Annotated in this window: 14 protein-coding genes; 8 read left to right on the top strand and 6 right to left on the bottom strand. The window is 68.6% G+C overall.

Annotated elements, in window-relative coordinates:
• Positions 1–45 precede the first annotated feature (45 nt).
• Entirely contained in the window at positions 46–492 is a 447-nt protein-coding gene (locus U5A56_RS19820) for a nuclear transport factor 2 family protein (RefSeq protein ID WP_321924116.1), read from the top strand.
• Between the two features lie 136 nt (positions 493–628).
• Here U5A56_RS19820 and U5A56_RS19815 read toward each other — a convergent pair whose 3' ends face one another.
• Positions 629–1,990, bottom strand: coding sequence for a hypothetical protein (locus tag U5A56_RS19815; protein WP_321924114.1), 1,362 nt, complete (start codon positions 1,988–1,990; stop codon positions 629–631).
• Positions 1,991–2,318: 328 nt separating this feature from the next.
• Positions 2,319–3,737, bottom strand: a complete 1,419-nt coding sequence (locus tag U5A56_RS19810) for an MFS transporter (protein WP_321924112.1) — start codon at positions 3,735–3,737, stop codon at positions 2,319–2,321.
• A gap of 422 nt (positions 3,738–4,159) precedes the next feature.
• Between U5A56_RS19810 and U5A56_RS19805 the strand changes: the two genes are divergently transcribed.
• A complete protein-coding gene (locus tag U5A56_RS19805; RefSeq protein WP_321924110.1) occupies positions 4,160–6,619 on the top strand; it encodes a DUF3772 domain-containing protein in 2,460 nt (819 codons plus the stop codon).
• Between the two features lie 142 nt (positions 6,620–6,761).
• On the opposite strand, the gene U5A56_RS19800 is transcribed toward U5A56_RS19805, so the two are convergent.
• Positions 6,762–8,273 carry an aldehyde dehydrogenase family protein gene (locus U5A56_RS19800; protein ID WP_044848776.1) on the bottom strand — a complete coding sequence of 504 codons (1,512 nt, stop codon included), beginning with the start codon at positions 8,271–8,273 and terminating at the stop codon, positions 6,762–6,764.
• Between the two features lie 642 nt (positions 8,274–8,915).
• Here U5A56_RS19800 and U5A56_RS19795 point away from each other — a divergent pair.
• The 3 genes from U5A56_RS19795 (at position 8,916) to U5A56_RS19785 (ending at position 12,690) form a co-directional block, all read left to right on the top strand.
• Complete coding sequence (locus U5A56_RS19795; RefSeq protein WP_415749182.1) at positions 8,916–10,496, top strand: amino acid permease; 1,581 nt, start codon at positions 8,916–8,918, stop codon at positions 10,494–10,496.
• A gap of 135 nt (positions 10,497–10,631) precedes the next feature.
• On the top strand, positions 10,632–11,900 hold the full coding sequence (locus tag U5A56_RS19790; RefSeq protein ID WP_321924107.1) for an FAD-binding oxidoreductase: 1,269 nt from the start codon (positions 10,632–10,634) through the stop codon (positions 11,898–11,900).
• Positions 11,901–12,015: 115 nt separating this feature from the next.
• Entirely contained in the window at positions 12,016–12,690 is a 675-nt protein-coding gene (locus tag U5A56_RS19785; protein ID WP_044848780.1) for a TetR family transcriptional regulator, read from the top strand.
• Positions 12,691–12,828: 138 nt separating this feature from the next.
• Here the strand turns inward: U5A56_RS19785 and U5A56_RS19780 are convergent, their stop codons facing one another.
• Together U5A56_RS19780 and U5A56_RS19775 are read right to left on the bottom strand one after the other, a co-directional pair.
• The gene (locus U5A56_RS19780) at positions 12,829–14,652 is read right to left on the bottom strand and encodes a phospholipase D-like domain-containing protein (RefSeq protein ID WP_321924105.1); all 1,824 of its coding nucleotides are present in this window, start codon (positions 14,650–14,652) and stop codon (positions 12,829–12,831) included.
• Between the two features lie 104 nt (positions 14,653–14,756).
• Positions 14,757–15,515, bottom strand: coding sequence for a DeoR/GlpR family DNA-binding transcription regulator (locus tag U5A56_RS19775; RefSeq protein ID WP_321821945.1), 759 nt, complete (start codon positions 15,513–15,515; stop codon positions 14,757–14,759).
• 205 nt (positions 15,516–15,720) lie between these two features.
• Here U5A56_RS19775 and U5A56_RS19770 point away from each other — a divergent pair, with 205 nt between their 5' ends.
• From U5A56_RS19770 to nadE, 3 genes are all read left to right on the top strand, one after another.
• Positions 15,721–15,906, top strand: coding sequence for a hypothetical protein (locus U5A56_RS19770; RefSeq protein ID WP_006752380.1), 186 nt, complete (start codon positions 15,721–15,723; stop codon positions 15,904–15,906).
• Positions 15,907–16,158: 252 nt separating this feature from the next.
• Positions 16,159–17,028, top strand: coding sequence for a DMT family transporter (locus U5A56_RS19765; protein ID WP_321924103.1), 870 nt, complete (start codon positions 16,159–16,161; stop codon positions 17,026–17,028).
• 259 nt (positions 17,029–17,287) lie between these two features.
• Positions 17,288–18,136, top strand: coding sequence for an ammonia-dependent NAD(+) synthetase (gene nadE, locus U5A56_RS19760; protein WP_321924101.1), 849 nt, complete (start codon positions 17,288–17,290; stop codon positions 18,134–18,136).
• Positions 18,137–18,211: 75 nt separating this feature from the next.
• On the opposite strand, the gene U5A56_RS19755 is transcribed toward nadE, so the two are convergent.
• Positions 18,212–19,888: a S10 family serine carboxypeptidase-like protein gene (locus tag U5A56_RS19755; RefSeq protein WP_321811772.1), complete on the bottom strand. Its 1,677-nt coding sequence runs from the start codon at positions 19,886–19,888 to the stop codon at positions 18,212–18,214.
• Positions 19,889–19,955: the final 67 nt, after the last annotated feature.

Genomic DNA, 19,955 nt, shown 5'->3' with positions numbered 1-19,955 from the left:
ACCGCGCATCATCGACGCAACCCGTCCATCGATGCCGGAGGCCGCATGACCCACAGCGCTGTCCAAATCGCGAACCTGCTGTACCGCTACGCGGAGCTGCTCGACGCCGGTGACCTGCCGGGGATGGCGGCGCTGTTCCGGCATGCGCGGATCAAGGTCGAGGAAGCGGCGCCGACGATCGGCGCCGATGAATTGCTCGCGCTGTTCGACGCGCGCGTGAAGCGCTACGCGTGCGGCACGCCGCGCACGAAGCATGTAATCACGAATCCGCTCATCGAGATCGACGAAGCCGCGCATCGCGCGACGGCTCGCTCGTACTACACGGTGCTGCAGGCCGTCGACGGCCTCGCGCTGCAGCCGATCGCGGCGGGCCGCTATCACGACGCGTTCGAGCGCGTCGACGGCGCATGGCGTTTCGCGTTCCGCGACTACACGCTGTTCGATTTCGCGGGCGACCTGCGTCGCCACCTGAACGATGCGCCGGCCGGTTGACGCGCCGGCCGGTTGACGCGCCGGCCGGCGAACGCGGCCGGCAATGCGCTCAGGCCGCCGCGAGCGTCGCGGTCAGTGCGTCGAACTCCGGCGCCCACGCCGCGCACCCTTCGTCGCGCCGGCGGACCGGCTGTCGTCAGTCCGCCGTGTCGCCGCTCTTCGGCAGCTTCGACCATGCGTTGCGTCCCGGCGCCGGCGACCATGCCGGACGCGTCTTGCGCGCGCTGTCGATCACGACCAGGTAGCGCCCGGCGATCGGCGTGACGTCGCGATCGCGGCGCAGCACCCACAACGACTTGCCGTCCTCGACGCGCGCCTCGTAGTCGTCGTCGAGGATGCCGTGCTGGTCCAGGAACGCGTTCAGCGAAGCAGGAATCCGCACGCAGCCTTTCGAGTGCCGGATGCCGAGCAGCGGCTCGAGGCGATCGGGATCGGTCGCGTGCATCTGGAAGCGCATCGGCGACTTGCCGCCCTTGCCCCAGCCGCGCTCGCCGTCCACCCAGCCGAAGTCGTAGATGCGCATGTCGCGCTTGCCGTAGCCGCGAATACCGTTGTCGTTCGTCGTGCCTTCCGCGCGGAAATCCATGTTGTCGGGCGAGTGATGGAACACGCCGAGCGGCGTCAGGAAGTGATCGTATTTGCCGGGCCAGCCGGTGCCGACCGGCGACGCGCCGATCATCAGCCACGCATTGGTCGGCGTCGCGCGGAAGTAGATGAACAGCGCCTGCACGTTCGGCGCGCGGTCGACGATCGCGACGTATTCGCCGGCCCGGTCGCCGAGATCCGCATCGGCGAGCGCCTGCTGAAGGCGGACGCCATACGCGCGCTGCTCGTTCGCGGGCACGTTCAGGCGTCGCGTGACTTCCTGCGTGAAGCGCTTGCGCATGTCGATCGCACGCGCGGTTGCGCTCTTCGCTTCGTCGGCCGACAGCGGCGGGTGCCGGCGCGGCGGCGTCGGTGCGGGTGCTTCGGCTTCGCTTGCCGGCGTGCCGGATGCTGCCGATGCAGGCGATGCCTCCGATGCTGCCGATGCGGCGGAAGCCGGGGATGCCCCGCTGGCAGGCGACGCATGATGCGCGGCGGATGCCGCGGATGACGGAGCGACTCCGGACGACACATGCGCCGGCGAAGCCGGATGCGCGACCGAAGCCGCGGATGACGACGCGACTCCCGACGACCCATGCGCCGGCGAAGCCGAACGCGCGGCCGAAGCCGCGGACGACGGCGCGACTCCCGACGACCCATGCGCCGACGACGTCGAACGCGCGGCCGAAGCCGTTGATGAGGATGACGTAGCAGTTGCCGACGGCACGTCGGACGCGGCAAAGGCGGGCCGCGCGACAAGCACGGAGATCGGGAGAACGGCCGCGAGCCACACATGCGTGGCGACCGCGAGGGTACGGCAACGCGGCTTGGACAACCGCCGCGTCAGGTCGGAGAGCATCATGCGATCGAAGCCATCGGCCGAACCGGCCGCCGCACGTTGCGAACGGCGCATCTCCCGCGCGAGCCATCGACACGCCGGCCGCACGCATGTGCCCGGCGCCGACGCCTCTTCGCGGTGGAGTCGTTCGCAGTACAACGCGTTCGGTCCAATGGCGGCTAATGAGTCGTCAGGTCTTTCATTCTACCCGCGCGGACACGAATCGGCAGGGCCGCTTCCCCGGTTTCGCCGCGGTTTTGCGCTTCGTCACACTTTGTTTCAACTCATTGCCGCTTGATGCGCCGCTGCATGGCAGGTTGCTTCGCCGGGCGTGTCCGGCAACACGAAACGCCCGGAAATTCACGCGCATGCGGCATACGGCACGCGAGCGCGCAACCCCCGTCTACTTCGAAATGGTTTCGAGCGCGATGCCTTTGGTGCGCGGCCCCATGAACCCGATCGCGGCCATCACGATCACCATCGCGCCGGCGATGAACGCGAACACGCCGAACGTGCCGAAACCCTTCAGCACGGCCGCGATCACGAACGACGAGAAGATCGCCGAGAAGCGGCTCCACGAGTAGACGAAGCCCACCGCGCGCGCGCGGATCGACGTCGGGAACAGCTCGGCCTGATACGCGTGGAAGCTGTACGACATGATGTTGCTCGCGAGCGTGAGGCCGATGCCGAGCACGATCAGGAACGCGCCCACCGTCGTCTGGCTGAACAACAGCCCGCAGACGACGATCGCCGCCGCCATCGCGACGATCACCGACTTGCGCTCGAAGCGGTCGGCGATCACGAGGCCGATCAGCGGGCCGAGCGGCGCCGCGAGCGCGATCACGCTCGAATACATGAGACTCGACGTGATCGTGATGCCCTGCTTGATCAGCAGCGTCGGCACCCAGTTCGCGAAGCCGTAAAAGCCGACCGTCTGGAACACGTTGAAGATCGTCATCATGATCGTGCGGCTGCGATACGGCGGCACCCACATGTCGCGGAAGCTGCCGCGCGGCGGCACCGGCTCGGAGGGCGCCGGCGGCGGCAGCGGCCGGCCGTATTCGGCTTCGACCTTCGCCTCGAGCGCGCGCATGATGCGGTCGGCTTCGTCGACGCGGCCCTGCTGCGCGAGCCAGCGCGGGCTTTCCGGCAATTCGCGGCGAATCCACCACACGAACAGCGCGCCGTGCGCACCGATCAGCACGACCCAGCGCCAGCCGTCGAGGCCGAACGGTGCGTGCGGCACGAGCAGGTACGCGAGGAACGCGACCACCGGCACCGCGACGAACCCGACCGCCTGCTCGCACGCGAACGCGCGGCCGCGGATCTGCTTCGGCACGAGTTCGGAGATGTACGTGCCGATCGTCACCATCTCGACGCCGAGGCCGAGACCGACGACGAAGCGCCAGAAGTTCAGCCCGCCTGCCGTGTCCTGGAACGCCATCACGACGTTGGCGGCCGTGTACCACAGCAGCGACCACGTGAAGATCGCGCGGCGGCCGAAGCGGTCCGCGAGGAAGCCGCATGCGATCGTGCCGATGAAGAGGCCGGAGAACAGCGCGGCGATGAAGCTCGCGACGCCCGTGGTGCCGAACAGGCCGTGCGTCGTCGCGGACAGGATCCCGCTTTTCACGAGGCCCGGCGCAACGTAGCCGCTGTACAGCAGATCGTAGAGTTCGAAGAAGAAGCCGAGGCTCAGCAGCACGACGAGCTTCCAGACGCTGCGGGTCGGCGGCAGGCGGTCGAGGCGGGCTGAAATCGAGCCGGCGTCGATGGAAGAGGACGAGGTGGCTGCCTGGGGAAAGCTGTCCGTTGAGACCATCTGGGTCGTGTCTCCTGATCGTGTCGTGTGTTGTTGTCCGGCGGCCGATCGGCCCGGCCGCCGTCGGGCGATTCGTCGCATTGTACCGGCACGCCGCGCGCGCCGCGTCGCGTGGCGAACCGGTTCGGACACCCCACTTTCGCGCCGGACCATGTGTAACTTGCGTAACTGTCTGTCGAATCTGTAAGGTTCGAAGGCATCGCGATCGTCTGCCACTCGCGCGCATCCGAAACCGGCACGGCCCCGTCTGCAAGGGGCTGCCGGGCCGTCGCGCGCCCGCGCCGGCACCGCGAGACACGACAGGCAACGTGCGCAATCGGCAGCGCCGCCGCCGCCACGCCCCGGTAACATGCTACCGGGCCAACTCCCGGCTTCCGGGCGCCTTTCGGCACCCGGCATTGTCGGCAAAACGTAAGCATTCCATGTCCATACAACGACTCTCCACGTACGCACGCCGGATCGCGCTGTTCGCACTGCTGCAGTTCGCGGCGATCGCGACCGCGTCGGCGTTTCCGACGGCTGCGTCCGCACCGGGCGCGAGCGGCGTCGGCGTCCCCGTGCCGACCATTTCGCTGAACGACGCGGTTGCGCGGCTCAAGCAGATGCAGGTGCAACAGGACCGCATCAAGCAGCAGACATCGAACGCGACCAACAGCAAGGAGCTCGACGAGCTCGGCGACGCGACCCAGGAACTGAGCGCCGACGTCGACAAGCTGCAGAGCCAGCTCGCGCCGCAGCGCACGCAAGTCCAGGCGCAGCTCGACGTGCTCGGCCCGCCGCCGGCCCCGGGCGCATCGCCCGAAACGCCTGCCGTCGAACAGCAGCGGGAGACGCTGAACGCGCGCAAGGCGCAGATCGACGCGGCGCTGAAACAGGCCGCCGACCAGAAGACCAACCTCGCGAACCTGAACGACCAGTTTGCGAAACTGCACCGCAGCCTGCTGAAGAACCAGCTCGCATTCCGTTCGGGCAGCATCTTCGGTGCGCAGTTCTGGCTGCCGCTGTTCCACCTGTCGCCGGACGACGTCCAGCGGCTCGAGGACTTCAACGACGAACTGCGCGACATGCTGCGCTCGTCATGGACACCCGGCCAGCGCGCCATCACCACGCTGCTGCTGATCGCCGCGCTCGCTGCGTGGCTCGGCGGCCGCCGCGTCGTCGAACGCGGGCTCGCGTGGTTCTGCCTGAACCGCCTGCCGCCCACCCGGCTGCGCCGCAGCGCGCTGGCGCTGGCGACGGCGTTCTCGACACTGCTCGCGACCGCGGTCGCCGTACAGATCCTCTATCTCGCGCTCGCCCGCCACTCCGAACTCACGTCTTCGATGACCGATCTGTGGGACCAGTTCGCGAAGCTCGCCGTGACCTGCGCGCTGATCGCCGGCCTCGGCCGCGCGCTGCTCTGCACGAAGCATCCGTCATGGCGGCTGCCGGCGCTCGCCGATCCCGTCGCGCTCGCGATGAAGCCGTTCCCCGGCGTGCTGGCCGCGCTGCTGCTGATGTCCGGCACGCTCGAGTCGATCAACCGGATCGTCGATACCAGCCTGTCCGTCACGCTGTTCGGCCGCGGCATCGTCTCGCTCGTCGTCGCGCTGACCGTCGGCGCGTCGATCCTGCGCGCGAATCGCGTCCGCACCGCGCTGGCGGCATCCGGCGAGGCGCCCGAGCAACGCTCGACGCTCGCCGGGCTGATTCACGCCGGCGTCACGCTGGCGATCGTCGTGTCGCTGGTCGCGCTGCTGATCGGCTACATCACGGTCGCGCGCTTCATCACGTACGAGCTCGTCTGGTTCGAGATCGTGGTGTGCAGCGTCTACATCCTGACGCAGCTGACGCGCGACGCCAGCGAAAGCCTGTTCTCCGCGAACCTGTCGACCGGCAAGCAGATCAAGCACCTGTTCGCGCTCGACGACCGGCATCTCGACCAGGCCCACACCGTCGTGTCCGGCCTCGGCACGAGCCTGCTGATGCTGATCGCGGCGATCGCGCTGCTGACGGGCGGCTTCGGCACGACGCCGAGCGACCTGCTCGACAGCGCGGTCGCGATGATCGGCGGCCAGCGGCTGCAGAGCCTGAACATCATGCCCGACCGGATCCTGAACGCGGTGATCGGGTTCGCGATCGGCTTCTACCTGCTGCGCTCGGTGCGCCGCTGGCTCGACGGCGAGTTCATGCCGGCACTCGGCATGGACGCGGGGATGCGCGTGTCGCTGATCACGCTGTTCACCAACGTCGGCTACGTGCTGCTCGTGCTGATGACGCTGGGGCTGCTCGGCGTCAGGTGGAGCAACCTCGCGTGGATCGTCAGCGCGCTGTCGGTCGGTATCGGTTTCGGCCTGCAGGAGATCGTGAAGAACTTCGTGTCGGGGCTGATCCTGCTGACCGAGCGGCCGGTGAAGGTGGGCGACATGGTCAGCATCGCGGGCGTCGAAGGCGACATCCGCCGCATCAACGTGCGCGCGACCGAGATCCAGCTCAGCGACCGCTCGACCGTCATCGTGCCGAACTCGCAGCTGATCTCGCAGAACGTGCGCAACGTGACGATGGGCAACAGCACGCAGGGCGTCGCGACGCTGATGCTCACGTTCCCGCTGAACACCGACCCCGAGCAGGTGCGCGACCTGCTGCTCGACGCGTATCGCGAGCACCCGGCGATTCTCGACAAGCCGGCGCCGTCGGTCACGTTCAGCCAGCTCGCGCCGGACGGGATCACGCTGAGCGTCACGGGCTACGTGGCGAGCCCGCGGATCGCCAGCTCGACGAAGAGCGACCTGCTGTTCGAGATCCTGAAGCAGTTGCGGGCGGCGCAGATCACGCTGTCGACGCCGCAGATGCTGGTCGTGCAGAACATGCCGGCAAGCGACGCTTCCGCCCCACACGAGTAAGCGATCGAGCGGGCATGCGCCGAGCGGGCATCGGCGCGCACGCATCGCCGCAAGCGACAAGGGCCGGTTACCGCTTTCGCGGCAACCGGCCCTTGTCATTCGATCGATTCGACCGTCGCGGCGCCCTCCCGGGCGCGCTCCGTCAGACGTCGAACTTCACGCCCTGCGCCAGCGGCAACTGACGGCTGTAGTTGATCGTGTTCGTCGCCCGGCGCATATACGCCTTCCACGCATCCGAACCCGACTCGCGGCCGCCGCCCGTTTCCTTTTCGCCGCCGAACGCACCACCGATCTCCGCGCCGCTCGTGCCGATGTTCACGTTGACGATCCCGCAGTCGCTGCCCGCTGCCGACATGAACTGCTCGGCCTCACGCATGTCGTTCGTGAAGATCGCCGACGACAGGCCTTGCGGCACCGCGTTGTGCAGTTCGATCGCATCGTCGAAATTGTCGTACACCATCACGTACAGGATCGGCGCGAACGTCTCGCGCTCGACCACAGCCGATTGCTTCGGCATCCGTACGATGGCCGGGCGCACGTAGTACGCATCCGCGTGACCGACGTCGACGCGCTCGCCGCCCTTCACCTCGCCGCCCTGCTCGCGTGCGTCGCCCAGCGCCTTCTGCATCGCATCGAACGACGCGCGATCGACCAGCGGGCCGACCAGCGTGCCTTCTTCAAGCGGGTTGCCGACCTTCACCGACGCGTAGGCCTTCTCGATGCGCGGCAGCAATTGCTCGACCAGGCTGCGATGCACGATCAGGCGGCGCAGCGTCGTGCAGCGCTGGCCGGCCGTGCCGACCGCCGCGAACGTGACCGCACGCACGACGAGATCCAGATCCGCGCTCGGCGCGACGATCATCCCGTTGTTGCCGCCGAGTTCGAGGATGCCGCGTGCGAGACGCTGGCTCAGCACCTTCGCGACTTCCTGGCCCATCCGCACGCTGCCCGTCGCGCTGACGACCGGCACCTTCTTCGACGCCGTCAGCACCTCGCCGACATCGCGCATGCCGAGCACCAGCTGGCTCAGCTCCGCCGGCGCGACACCCGGATGCGTCTTGTCGAATTCGCGGATCGCCTTCTGGAGCAGCACGTGGCACGCGATTGCCGTGAGCGGCGTCTTCTCGGACGGCTTCCACACGACCGAATCGCCGCACACGAACGCCAGCGCCGCATTCCACGCCCACACCGCGACCGGGAAGTTGAACGCCGAGATCACGCCGCACACGCCGATCGGGTGCCACGTTTCCATCATCCGGTGGCCCGGGCGCTCGGACGCGATCGTCAGGCCGTAAAGCTGGCGCGACAGGCCGACCGCGAAATCGCAGATGTCGATCATTTCCTGCACTTCGCCAAGGCCTTCCGACGTGATCTTGCCGGCCTCGAGCGTGACGAGGCGGCCGAGCTCGGCCTTGTGCTCGCGCAGCACGTTGCCGAACACGCGCACGAGCTCGCCGCGCACCGGCGCCGGCACCGTGCGCCACTTGAGGAATGCGTCGTGCGCGGCGTCGATCTTGCGCTCGGCGTCGGCGGGCGAGTCGACCGCCAGCGTCGCGAGCGTCGCGCCGTCGAGCGGCGAACGCGCGGTCAGCGCATTGCCTTTCCACTGGGCGAGATCGATGTCGAGCGCAGCAAGAATGTCGTTGAATTGCATCACTTCCTCTTCAGGGACAGATTGATCGGTGCGGCGGCGACGCCGCCCGCGTGATTCGATTGGAGCGCGTTCGCGCGCCCTGTGCAAGCGGATGCGCAGCTCGGCAGGCCCGGTGCGCCGCACGGCGCATCGCGCGGCGCCGCCGCCGGAAACCCGGCCGGGCGGCGCGCCCCCGCCTCGCGAGGCACGATCCATGAGACACATTGTCGATGGCCACAAGTTCGGCCGCTATTGATATTAACTCACGACTTCATTCCCAAAACGCAACAACCCAGCGGGACGAATCCGCCCGTTTCGGCACCGGCATGGGACGTATCCAAGGCCGATGGCCGGGCCGCCGGGGCGGTCCCAATGCGCGGCAAGTTGATGACAAAGTTGCATCACCCTGTGCGGAAATATCGTTTGCCGCGCTTGCGGCCGGCACCCACAATCGGGGCGGCGTCGAGGTGCACCGCACCCGGCGCGCCGACGGCCGCCCAACGGGCGGCCGACGACAGACGAAGGCAACACGCGTCGCGGCCCGGCGGTCCCGGTCGATCCGGACCAGCCCCGCGAAGCAGTGCCGCCGCCCGGCCGGCGGCCGGCAACGCGCCGCCCTTCGTAACCAAAAAACAATCCCGGAGACAGCGCCCAGCACCCGCCATGCATTCAGATGCCCGCCCCGACTCGCCCCGTCCGTCCGGCTCGCCGCCCGCGCAGCCGTCCCTCCACCGCAGCCTGCAGGCGCGCCATCTGCGGATGATCGCGATCGGCGGCTCGATCGGCACCGGCCTGTTCGTCGCGTCCGGCGCGTCGATCTCGCAGGCCGGCCCCGGCGGCGCGCTGGTCGCGTACATGCTGATCGGCCTGATGGTCTATTTCCTGATGACGAGCCTCGGCGAAATGGCCGCGTTCATGCCGGTGTCGGGCTCGTTCGCAACTTACGGCGCGAAATTCGTCGACGAAGGCTTCGGCTTCGCACTCGGCTGGAACTACTGGTACAGCTGGGCCGTGACGCTCGCGGTGGAACTCGTCGCCGCGCAGCTCGTGATGCACTACTGGTTCCCGCACGTGCCGGGCGTCTGGTGGAGCGCGATCTTCCTCACCTTGATCTTCGCGCTCAACGCGCTGTCGGTGCGCGGCTTCGGCGAAGCCGAATACTGGTTCGCGCTGATCAAGGTGCTGACGGTGCTCGCGTTCGTCGGCGTCGGCCTGCTGATGATCTTCGGGATCATGCAGGGCGGCCCGAGCGCGGGCTGGGGCAACTTCACGATCGGCGACGCGCCGTTCGCGGGCGGCTGGGCCACGATGCTCGGCGTCGCGATGATCGCGGGCTTCTCGTTCCAGGGCACCGAAATGATCGGCGTCGCGGCCGGCGAATCGGAGAACCCGCGCACGACGATCCCGCGCGCGGTCAGCCAGATCTTCTGGCGCATCCTGCTGTTCTACGTGTTCGCGATCTTCGTGATCGGCGTGCTGATTCCGTACACCGACCCGAGCCTGCTGAAGAGCGACGTGACCGACGTCGGCGTGAGCCCGTTCACGCTCGTATTCCGCCACGCGGGCCTCGCGTTCGCGGCCGGCGTGATGAACGCGGTGATCCTGACGGCCGTGCTGTCGGCCGGCAACTCGGGCATGTACGCGTCGACGCGGATGCTCTACAACCTCGCGGTCGAAGGCCGCGCGCCGAGGCTGTTCGCGAAGCTGTCGCCGGGCGGCGTGCCGCGCAACGCGCTATACGCGACGACCGCCGTCGGCGCGCTGTGCTTCCTCACGTCGCTGTATGGCGACAAGACGGTGTACCTGTGGCTGCTGAACACGTCGGGCATGGCCGGCTTCATCACGTGGCTCGGCATCGCGGTCAGCCACTACCGGTTCCGCAAGGGCTTCCTGAAGCAGGGCTACCGGCTCGACCAGCTGCCGTACCGGTCGAAGTGGTTCCCGTTCGGCCCGCTGTTCGCGTTCGCGCTGTGCGCGATCGTCGCACTCGGCCAGGACTACCAGGCGTTCCTCGCCGACAGGATCGACTGGGCCGGCATCGCCGCGACCTACATCGGCCTGCCGTTCTTCCTCGCGATCTGGCTCGGCTACGCGCTGGTGCGCAAATGCCGCCTCGTCCGCTACGAGGACATGGAAATCGCGCCGTGGATCGAGCGCAACGCGGCGCCCGACGCCACGGTCAAGACCGACGCCGGCTATCCGGCCTACGTCGCCGCTCCGGCCAACCCGACGCCGGGCGCGTGATGCCCGGTCGCACACCGGCCGCCGCCCGACCGCGGCGGCCGGTGCGCTGAACACCCCATTCGACGCGGCGCGCGCGTTCAGGCAAGATCGACGCGCGCCGTCCGTTTTTCCGTCGTCACGAGTCATCGAAAACGCATGCAGAACTTCTACGAAGCCACCGTTACCCGCCAGCCCTACCCGCAACTGACCGGCACGATCGACACGCAGGTCTGTATCGTCGGCGGCGGCCTCGCCGGCCTGTGCACGGCGCTCGGCCTCGTCGAGCGCGGCGTGCGGGAGGTCGTCGTGCTCGACGGCGAACGGGTCGGCTTCGGCGCGTCCGGCCGCAACGGCGGCTTCGTGTTCGGCGGCTACAGCCTCGACAACGCGGACCTGCTGCGCACACTCGGCCGCGACGAAGGCCGCCGCCTGTACCGGCTCACGGTCGATGCGGTCGACCTGATCCGCGCGCGGATTGCCCGCTACGGCATCGACTGCGACATCGTCGACGAGGGCGTGATGCTCGCCAACTGGTTCGACGATCCGTCGCGGCTCGACGGCGTGCGCACGCTGATGAAGCAGGAATTCGACGTCGACTGGGAACCGGTCGCGACCGACGCGCTGCGCGCGCGGCTGAAGACGCAGCGCTATTACGGCGGCCTGTTCGAGCCGAACGCGTTCCACTTCCATCCGCTCAAGTACGTGCTCGGCGTCGCGGCGGCCGCCTCGCGCGGCGGCGCACGCGTGTACGAACGCTCGGCCGCGCTCGGCATCGCGCGCGAGGGCGCCGGCTACGTCGTGCGCACGGCGCAGGGCACGGTGCGCGCGAAGGACGTCGTGTTCGCCGGCGGCGGCTATGCGCGCGGCGTGTCGCCGCGCATCGAGCGCGCGGTGCTGCCGATCGCGACCTACGTGATCGCGACCGAGCCGCTCGGCACGCGGCTGCCGGACGCGATCGACGCGCCTTACGCGATCTACGACACGCGTTTCGCGTTCGACTACTACCGGCCGCTGAAGGACACGCGGATTCTGTGGGGCGGCCGGATCTCGGTGCTCGACCGCGGCCCCGACGCGATCGCGCGGCTGCTGCGACGCGACCTGCTGCGCGTGTATCCGCAGCTCGACGGCGTGAAGGTCGACTACGCATGGGGCGGGCTGATGAGCTACGCGCGGCACAAGATGCCGCAGATCGGCCGCGATGCGGACGGCGTGTGGCACGCGATCGCATTCGGCGGTCACGGGATGGCGCCCACCACCGTCGCCGGCGAAGCGCTCGCCGCCGCGCTGGCCGGGGAGCAGCCGGTGCCGGAAGGCTTCGCCGCGTTCGGGCTCACGCGCACGTTCGGTCTCGCCGGCCTCGCGGCCGCGCAGCTCACGTACACCGCGTACCAGGCCCGCGACGCGCTCGCGTCGTGCCGGCGCTGAGCGGCGACGGCCGCCGAAACCGCGCGGCCGATTAGAGCAGAAGGTCGGCCGGGCGGCGATTTCCCGCATGCTAGAATGATTTCTTCATGCCGCCGCGAACCCACAACAAAGTCACATGAAAGCTGGAAGCAAGGCCGCCACGTCAGAAAGCCGCGCGCTTGCGACCGATGCGCGGCGCAAATACGATCCCGAGCAAACCAAGCGCAACATCCTCGACGTCGCCACGCAGGAGTTTTCCGCGATGGGCCTCGCCGGCGCGCGCGTCGACGCGATCGCCGAGCGTACCAACACGACGAAGCGGATGCTCTACTACTACTTCGAAAGCAAGGAAGGCCTGTACGAGGCCGTGCTGGAGAAGGTGTACGGCGACATCCGCGCGCTCGAGCAGGAACTGCACGTCGGCGACATGGAGCCGCGCGAAGGCATGCGCCGGCTCGTCGAATTCACGTTCGACTATCACGACAAGCATCGCGACTTCGTCCGCCTCGTGTCGATCGAGAACATCCACGGCGCGAAGTATCTCGAACAGCTGAAGTCGTTCAAGAACCGCAACGTCAGCATCATCAAGACGCTCGAGGAACTGCTCGAGCGCGGCGCGGCGAGCGGCGCGTTCCGCAAGGACATCGACGCGTTCGACCTGCACCTGCTGATCAGCTCGTTCTGCTTTCACCGCGTGTCGAACCGCTATACGTTCGGCGCCGCGTTCGGCCGCGATCCGTCGGCACCGCGGCTGCGCGCGCGGCATCGCGAGACGATCGCCGATTCCGTGCTGCGCTACGTCGCCGCGTAAGCGCACTGCGCGGTTTCATCCGAAGGCCGGCGGCGAGCGCTGAACCCGCCGCCCGGCCCTTCCCGACTGGCACCACGACGCGTGCAACCGGCATGAGCCGGATTCACGCGGCGGGTCCCTTCAAGCCGCTCGCGCCGCTCAGGCCGCCTCAGGCCGAACGTCCGCCTCGTGCCAGTCCGTCGGCGCCGACGCCAATGCGATCCGCGCCTTCTCTTCCGGGCTGCCCGCCACGTAATACTTCTTCGCCCAGCTCGAATCCGGCGCGAGCGCGAGGTGCCGATGCGCACCGGCGCCCTGCCGTTGCGACTCGATCGACAGCGCCCGTGCGCGATAGTGCTCGTAGAGCCGCAGGAATTCCGCGAGATAGATCGCCGCGATCCGCGCGTCGCGAATCTCCAGCAGGTTCTCGTCGTTGTACTGCTCGGAATTGCGGCTCATGTTCGCCGAGCCCGTGTAGACGATCGGGTTCGCGCCTTCCGCATCGATCACGATGAACTTGTGGTGGATCACGACCGGCGGATAGGCCGGCGCCGGCTCGCCCGGAAAGAGGCGCAGTTCCGGCTCGAAACCCTGCGGCACCGTCGCCGGTGAAAAATACGCGGCATCGATCACGTCGCGATGATCGCGCCGGCGATGGTAAAGCTCGAGGTTCGCGAGCGTCGCCGCATCGAGCGGCTGGCCGTCGTGCTGCGCGGCATCGGCCTGCGTCGCGCTGCCGGCGTTGATGCGGTTCACCAGGCCGAACATCATCAGGCCGCGGTCGCCGGCGGCAAAGCATGCGTCGCGCAGCGCCGCGTCGGTCGGCATGAACAGGCAGAACGACACCGAATGCTGCGCGGCCGCGATCGCGGCGACGATCGTATCGATCTCGGTGCGCTGCCCCGCCGGCTCCGGCGAAAACGCGACGCGCACCTGCGCGCTGCCGATCGTCAGCGGCTCGGACCAGCCCGACGACAACCTCGCCGTCTCCGCGATCGGCGGATTCGCGGCCAGCGCCTGCGCACGCGCGTTGTACAGCGCCGCGAGCGCCGGCGAATCGAATGCGTGCAGCACGTTCGCCTGCTCCGTCAGCCCTTCGGTCGTGAAGTTCGCCGAACCGGTCAGCACGCGCGCCGGCGTCGGCGCAGTCGTCCCGTTCGCCGGTGCGTCGGTCACGATGAACTTGTCGTGCATGATGTGCGTCCTGTCGCGCGGCGCGCGCGTCGCGAGGCCCTGCAGCGCGTCGACGGCCGGCTGGTTCGGCGACGGCAGCGGCGGCTTGCCCTTGCGGGCGGTCACGTGCGCGTCGTAGACGATCGCAAGCGACGCTTCGCCGTGCTGCCGTCCGAACGCCTCGAATGCGGGCAACGCCCACAGCGTGTCCGTCAGATGATAGACGGCCGAGACCGCGCGCGACGCGGGGTCGAGCATCTCCGCGAATACCTGTTCCATGTCGTTCGCGAGCCACGTGCGCAGCTTCAACGCCTGGTCCGCGCTCGGCGCCGCATTCGGCGCGAGACCCAGCGCCGCGACCTGCTTCGCGAACGCCTGCGAACTGACCACCGCGCGATTGAACCACGTGCCGACGCCGTCCACGATGTGCGCGGGCAGCACGACATCGCACACGCCGGCCTGCGCATCGAGCACCTTCAGGTTCTCCGGCGTGCCGACGACCGGATAGACGTCATAGCGGAACGACGCATCGCGATCCTGCGGATCGATGCGCGCGTCCCACCACATGAATTTCTGGATCGGTGCCTGGTCGGTCGGCGCGTCGCCCTGCGTGCCGGCGGCCGGGCCGTCGAACGTGAGCCGGTTCGGCAGCCAGCTGTTCGGCGCGCGCGTCTTGCCGTCGGCCGACCAGAAGCCCGGCGTGCGCCGGATCGCGAAGCCGAGGAAGTCGGTGCGCGAGGCCGCGTCGGGCCAGTCGAAAGCGAGGAGAACCAGGGTCGGGGAAAGATAGCTGCGTACGCTGACGGTCATTCTTTGCTCCTGCCGCGGCGGCCGGTCGAAAGGAATGAGTCAGTGTCGAACGCGCATCTTCCCGTGCGATGACCGTTCGATGAACCTTGTATGTCGGCGCCGCGTCAGTCGCACACGAGCAGCTCGATGCCGCGCGCGGTCAGCGCGCGGCGCACGGCCTTGTCCGGCGTGCGTTCGGTGACGAGATAGCGCGCGGCCGAGGCGCCGTTGATCCGCACCGGCGTCACGCGGCCGAACTTCGAATGGTCGGCGACGATGATCGCGGTGCCGGCCGCCGCGATCATCCGGCTGCGCACTTCGGCGGCGAGCCGCGAGTAGTCGGTGCAGTCGCCATCGGCCGTGATGCCGCCCGCGCCGACGAACGCGAAATCGACGTGGTATTGCGCGAGCTGCTGGATCGTATCGAGCCCGAACGTCGCATCCTCGTCGTCGGACAGTTCGCCGCCGAGCAGCGTCACGCGATTGCCGTTGCGCCGCGCGAGCACGAACGCGGTGCGCCAGTCGTTCGTGTAGATCGACAGCCGGTGCCGGTCGGTCAGCGCGAGCGCGACCGCGTGCGGCGTACTGCCCGAGTCGATCAGCACCGAGGCGTCGTCGGGCACGAATTCGGCCGCGCGTCGCCCGATCGTGCGCTTCGCTTCGGCATTCGCCGCCTCACGCTCGGACAGGCTCGGCTCGCGGCGATCCGCCGCCAGCGCGCCGCCGTGCGTCATCACGAGCAGGCCGCGCGCCGCGAGCGCGTTGAGGTCGCGCCGTACCGTCTCGCGCGACACGTCGAGCGAGCGCACGAGTTCGGCGACCGACAGCGCGCCCGATCGTCCGAGCTCCGACAGAATGTATTGATGACGTTGTTCCGCCAGCATCGCAATGCGCCCGAGGCGACTGGTAATGGGTAGGCCGACCATTGTATTACGGCCGTTTGACCGCCATTTGACGGCGGTGCGTCCGGCCGCGGCCACGTTTCACGAAAGCGAAATTCTGTATTGCCCGATGCGCGCGAATCGGCGTGGCAAGCGGTTGCTACACTCTGCGTTTCGCCGAACGACAGACCATCAAGGGGCTTGCGTCATGTACCGAAAAGGCAGTGTGCTCGAAATCCAGTTTTCGCCGGAACGGCTCAACGACGGGGCCGGCGATCCGTACTGGATCGACCTGACGCTCGACGAGGCCCGCCGGCTGTACGAACAGCTCGCCGCACGCTTCGCGACCGATGCGCGCGCGAACCAGCCGCTCGACACGTTCTCGCTCGACTGATCCCCGTTCCTCTGCGCGCGCCACGGCGCGCTTTCATGCCGCGGCGCCTTCGCCCGGACGGCCGCTAACCGGACGGCCGGCGTGCTGCCGCGCTCGTGGCGGATCACGCCCGCGGCCAACGTGCCGCGCACCGCTGCTGCATGCGTTCCGCACGCGCCACGCGCGAATGCAGAATCCGACAAGACGGCCGCGCCGCTTCACCCGATACTGGCCGGCTCACGATTCGTCCGGCCGTATCGCGGCCCGCCACGCATGTTTACCTCGCTCGTCGCCGCGGCTTTCGTCGCGCTGTGGTCCACCGGCTTCATCGTCGCCCGGGCAATCAAGCCCTACGCCGACCCGAACCTGTTCCTGCTCGCGCGTTTCGCGGGCACGGCCGTGCTGTTCGGCGCGGTGGCGCTCGCCGCGCGCGCGCCGTGGCCGGCGCGCCGCGAATGGCCGCGCCACCTGATCGCGGGCGCGCTGCTGCAGGGCGTCTATCTCGGCGCCAGCTACTGGGCCGTCGCGCAAGGGCTGAACGCCGGCGTGATGGCGCTGCTCGGCGCATTGCAGCCGCTCGCCACCGCCGTGCTCGCGGTGCCGCTGTTCAACGAGCGGCTGCCCGCGCGCGGCTGGCTCGGGATGGCGCTCGGGCTCGCCGGCGTCGCGCTCGTCCTCGCACCGAAGGTCGCGGGCGGCGTCGCGCCGCTGGCGGGCGCCGCGCCCGCGTGGTTCGTCGTGACCGTGTCGATCCTGTCGGTCGGCTCGATCACCGCGGGCTCGCTGTACCAGAAGGGCAAGCTCGCGCAGAACGACCTGCGTACGGCCGTCGCCGTGCAGAACCTCGGCGCGGCGATCGTCGCGGCCGTCTTCGTCGTGCTGCTGCACGAAACGCGCTGGATCGGCGCACCGGCGCTGTGGATCTCGCTCGTGTGGGGCGTCGTGTTCCTGTCCGGCGGCGCGGTCACGATGCTGATGTGGATGCTGCGGCGGGGCAATGCCGCGCGCGCGACGTCGTTGCTGTTCCTCGCGCCGCCGCTCGCCGCGCTGCAGGGCTACCTGCTGTTCGGCGAAACGCTCGCGACCGTCCAGCTCGCCGGCTTCGCGCTCGCACTGGCGGGCGTCGTGCTCGCGCGGCGCTGACGCGGGCGAGCGCGCGGGTTCGTCACCGCGCGCCGCCGCCGGGCGCCGCGCCTCGTGGTTCGTCGTCGCGCACCCCGCCATGCCTCGAAACGAAGCATCCGCGCGCACGCCGGGGGACGCCGCTCCGCGCGCCGCACCATGACGATGCATCGCGTCTCGCCGATGCAACGCGCGGCCGCCGGATCGCATGCCCGGCGCGGCGCCGGGCCGCGATTGCGCTTATGATGGGCGCCTTGCATTTCGTTCCGGAACCACCTTCATGACATCCGCCGATTACGCCAGCCGCCAACGCGCGATCATTGCCGAACTGAACGTCGCCCCGCACTTCGACGCCGATGCCGAAATCGCCCGCCGCGTCGATTTCCTCGCGCAGTACCTTCGTTCGACCGGCCTGCGGACCTACGTGCTCGGCATCAGCGGCGGCGTCGATTCGTCGACGGCCGGACGGCTCGCGCAGCTGGCGGTCGAACAGCTGCGCGCCGGCGGCTACGACGCCCGCTTCATCGCGATGCGCTTGCCGAACGGCGCGCAGAACGACGAAGCCGATGCGCAACGCGCGCTCGCGTTCGTGCGCGCGGACGAAACGTTCACGGTCGACGTCAAGCCCGCCGCCGACGCGATGCTCGCATCGCTCGTCGCGTCCGGCCACGCATTCGAAAACCCGGCCCAGCAGGACTTCGTGCACGGCAACATCAAGGCGCGCGAGCGCATGATCGCGCAGTACGCGGTGGCCGGCGCGCGGCGCGGCATCGTGATCGGCACCGACCACGCGGCCGAATCGCTGATGGGCTTCTTCACGAAATTCGGCGACGGCGGCGCGGACGTGCTGCCGCTCGCCGGCCTGAGCAAGCGCCGCGTGCGTGCGGTCGCCCGCGCGCTTGGCGGCGACGAACTGATCGTGATGAAGGTGCCGACGGCCGACCTCGAGGAGCTGCGTCCGCTGCGCCCCGACGAGCACGCCTACGGCGTCACCTACGACGAAATCGACGATTTCCTCGAAGGCAAACCCGTCGCCGACAACGTGTACGAAACGGTGCTGCGCTTCTACGACGGTTCGCGCCACAAGCGCGCGCTGCCGTACACGCCGTTCGACTGGCCGGCCGCGTAAGCCGGCTCGTTCAGCCGCAACACCGCGCCGCGCGCACCCTGGCGGTTACGCGCGGCGCCTGCATGACGGGCAGCGCTACGCGTGCCCGCCCGCCTTCTTCGCCTGCAGCGCGCGAATCCGCAGCCGAGCGCCCGTATCGCTGACCGTCGCGTCGTACATCGTCGCGAGATCGCGCTTGAGCGCGGTGCGCGAACCGCCGTCGAGATACACCATGTGCCCGGACGGATAGAAACGCGCGGACAGGTTCTGCCGCACCTTCTGATCCTCGAGCGGCATCTGCTGCAGGTCGATCACGGTCTGGTAGAACGGCGTGACGAAATCGTAGAGGCCGTTCGCCGACAGCACCTTCAGGTCGACGTTCAGCGCCATCACCGCGGCGAGATCGCCCGCCGTGTAGAGGATCAGGTTCCCCTGCGCATCGATGCCCTGCTGCGCGCCGGTCGGGTCGATGTGGCTGAAGTCCCAGTTCCGGAACGCCTGGTCGTTCAGGTCCGTGAACGCGGAATTCGACGTGAACTTCAGCTGCTCGTTCAGGTAGCTGTTCCACATTGCCGTGTAGACGCCCGTCACGGCCGTCATCGTCGGATCGTTGCCGCCCGAGTTCGGGTCGATCTTGCCGGCAATGCCCGACGAGATCCCGGTCACGCGGCCGTCGTACGACCCGAGCGCGAGCCCTTGCGCGTGCAGCAGCGTCGTCAGGAACAGCGAATTGCCGCGCGTGTCGTAGCCCGCGATGTCGAGGCTCCACGACTGCAGCGTCGCGGTATCGATACCCGTGTATCGCGACAGCTTCTGCACGGCGGCCGGGTCCGCATGCGGAACCGTGCGCAGCGCCTTCAGGTAATCGGTGCGCGCGAATTGTGCGACTTCCTCGACGAACGCGCCGAGATCGGTCGGCGCGGGCGTGACGCCGAGCTTCTTGTGATACCACGCGTCGGCTGCCGCGGTCGGCAGCGCGCCGACCGGGTTGCCGGCCTGCCGGTAGTCGAGGATCGACGACTGCAGCGTGACGCCGTTCAGGTCGACGCCGTCCTCGTGCAGCTTGTAAGCGAGCACGCAGCTGCGCGCGGTGCCGTACGACTCGCCGAACAGGTACTTCGGCGAATTCCAGCGGTTGTTCTTCGTCAGGTAGCGCTTGATGAACTGCTTCAGCGAATCCGCATCCTGGTCGACGCCCCAGAAATCGCGGTTCTTGTTCGGCGCGACGGCCGCCGAATAACCGGTGCCGACCGGGTTGATGAACACCAGGTCGCTGTGGTCGATCATGCTGTCCGGATTGTCTTCCATCTGATACGGCGCGGGCGGCGTGAACCCCGGCATCGACGTCCTGATGCGCTTCGGCGCGAACGAGCCGAGCAGCACGAACACCGACGACGATCCGGGCCCGCCGTTGTAGAAGAACGTGACGGGCCGCGTTTCCTCCTTCGCGCCGTCGGCCGTGAACGCGACGTAGAAGAGCTTCGCGGCCGGCAGCGAGCTGCTCGGGTCGACCGTCACGAGGTGGCCGGCCGTCGCCGTGTACGCGATGCGCTTGCCGTCGATCAGGATCGTGTGATGCGTGATCGCGGCCGCTTCGGTCGTGTCGGTCACCGAGTCGTCGGGACCGTTGCCGTACGCGACCGGATCGAAGAACGGCTGGTCGCGGCCGTGGCTCAGCGCGACCGGACTGATGGTCGGCGGCACGCCATGCGAATTGTGGTCGCCGTGATGCAGCGGATACACGCCGCCGGAAGATGCGGAATCGATGCCCATCGTGCTGCTCCTCGAGGTGAAAAAAGACGCGGGCAGGAAACCCGCGTCGCGTGGAAAGGCCGGTGCC

The sequence above is a fragment of the Burkholderia sp. BCC1998 genome, assembly GCF_905339875.1.
Lineage (GTDB): Bacteria > Pseudomonadota > Gammaproteobacteria > Burkholderiales > Burkholderiaceae > Burkholderia.
Note: the sequence above shows the minus strand (reverse complement) of the source record. Positions and strands in the feature narration are given on the sequence as shown.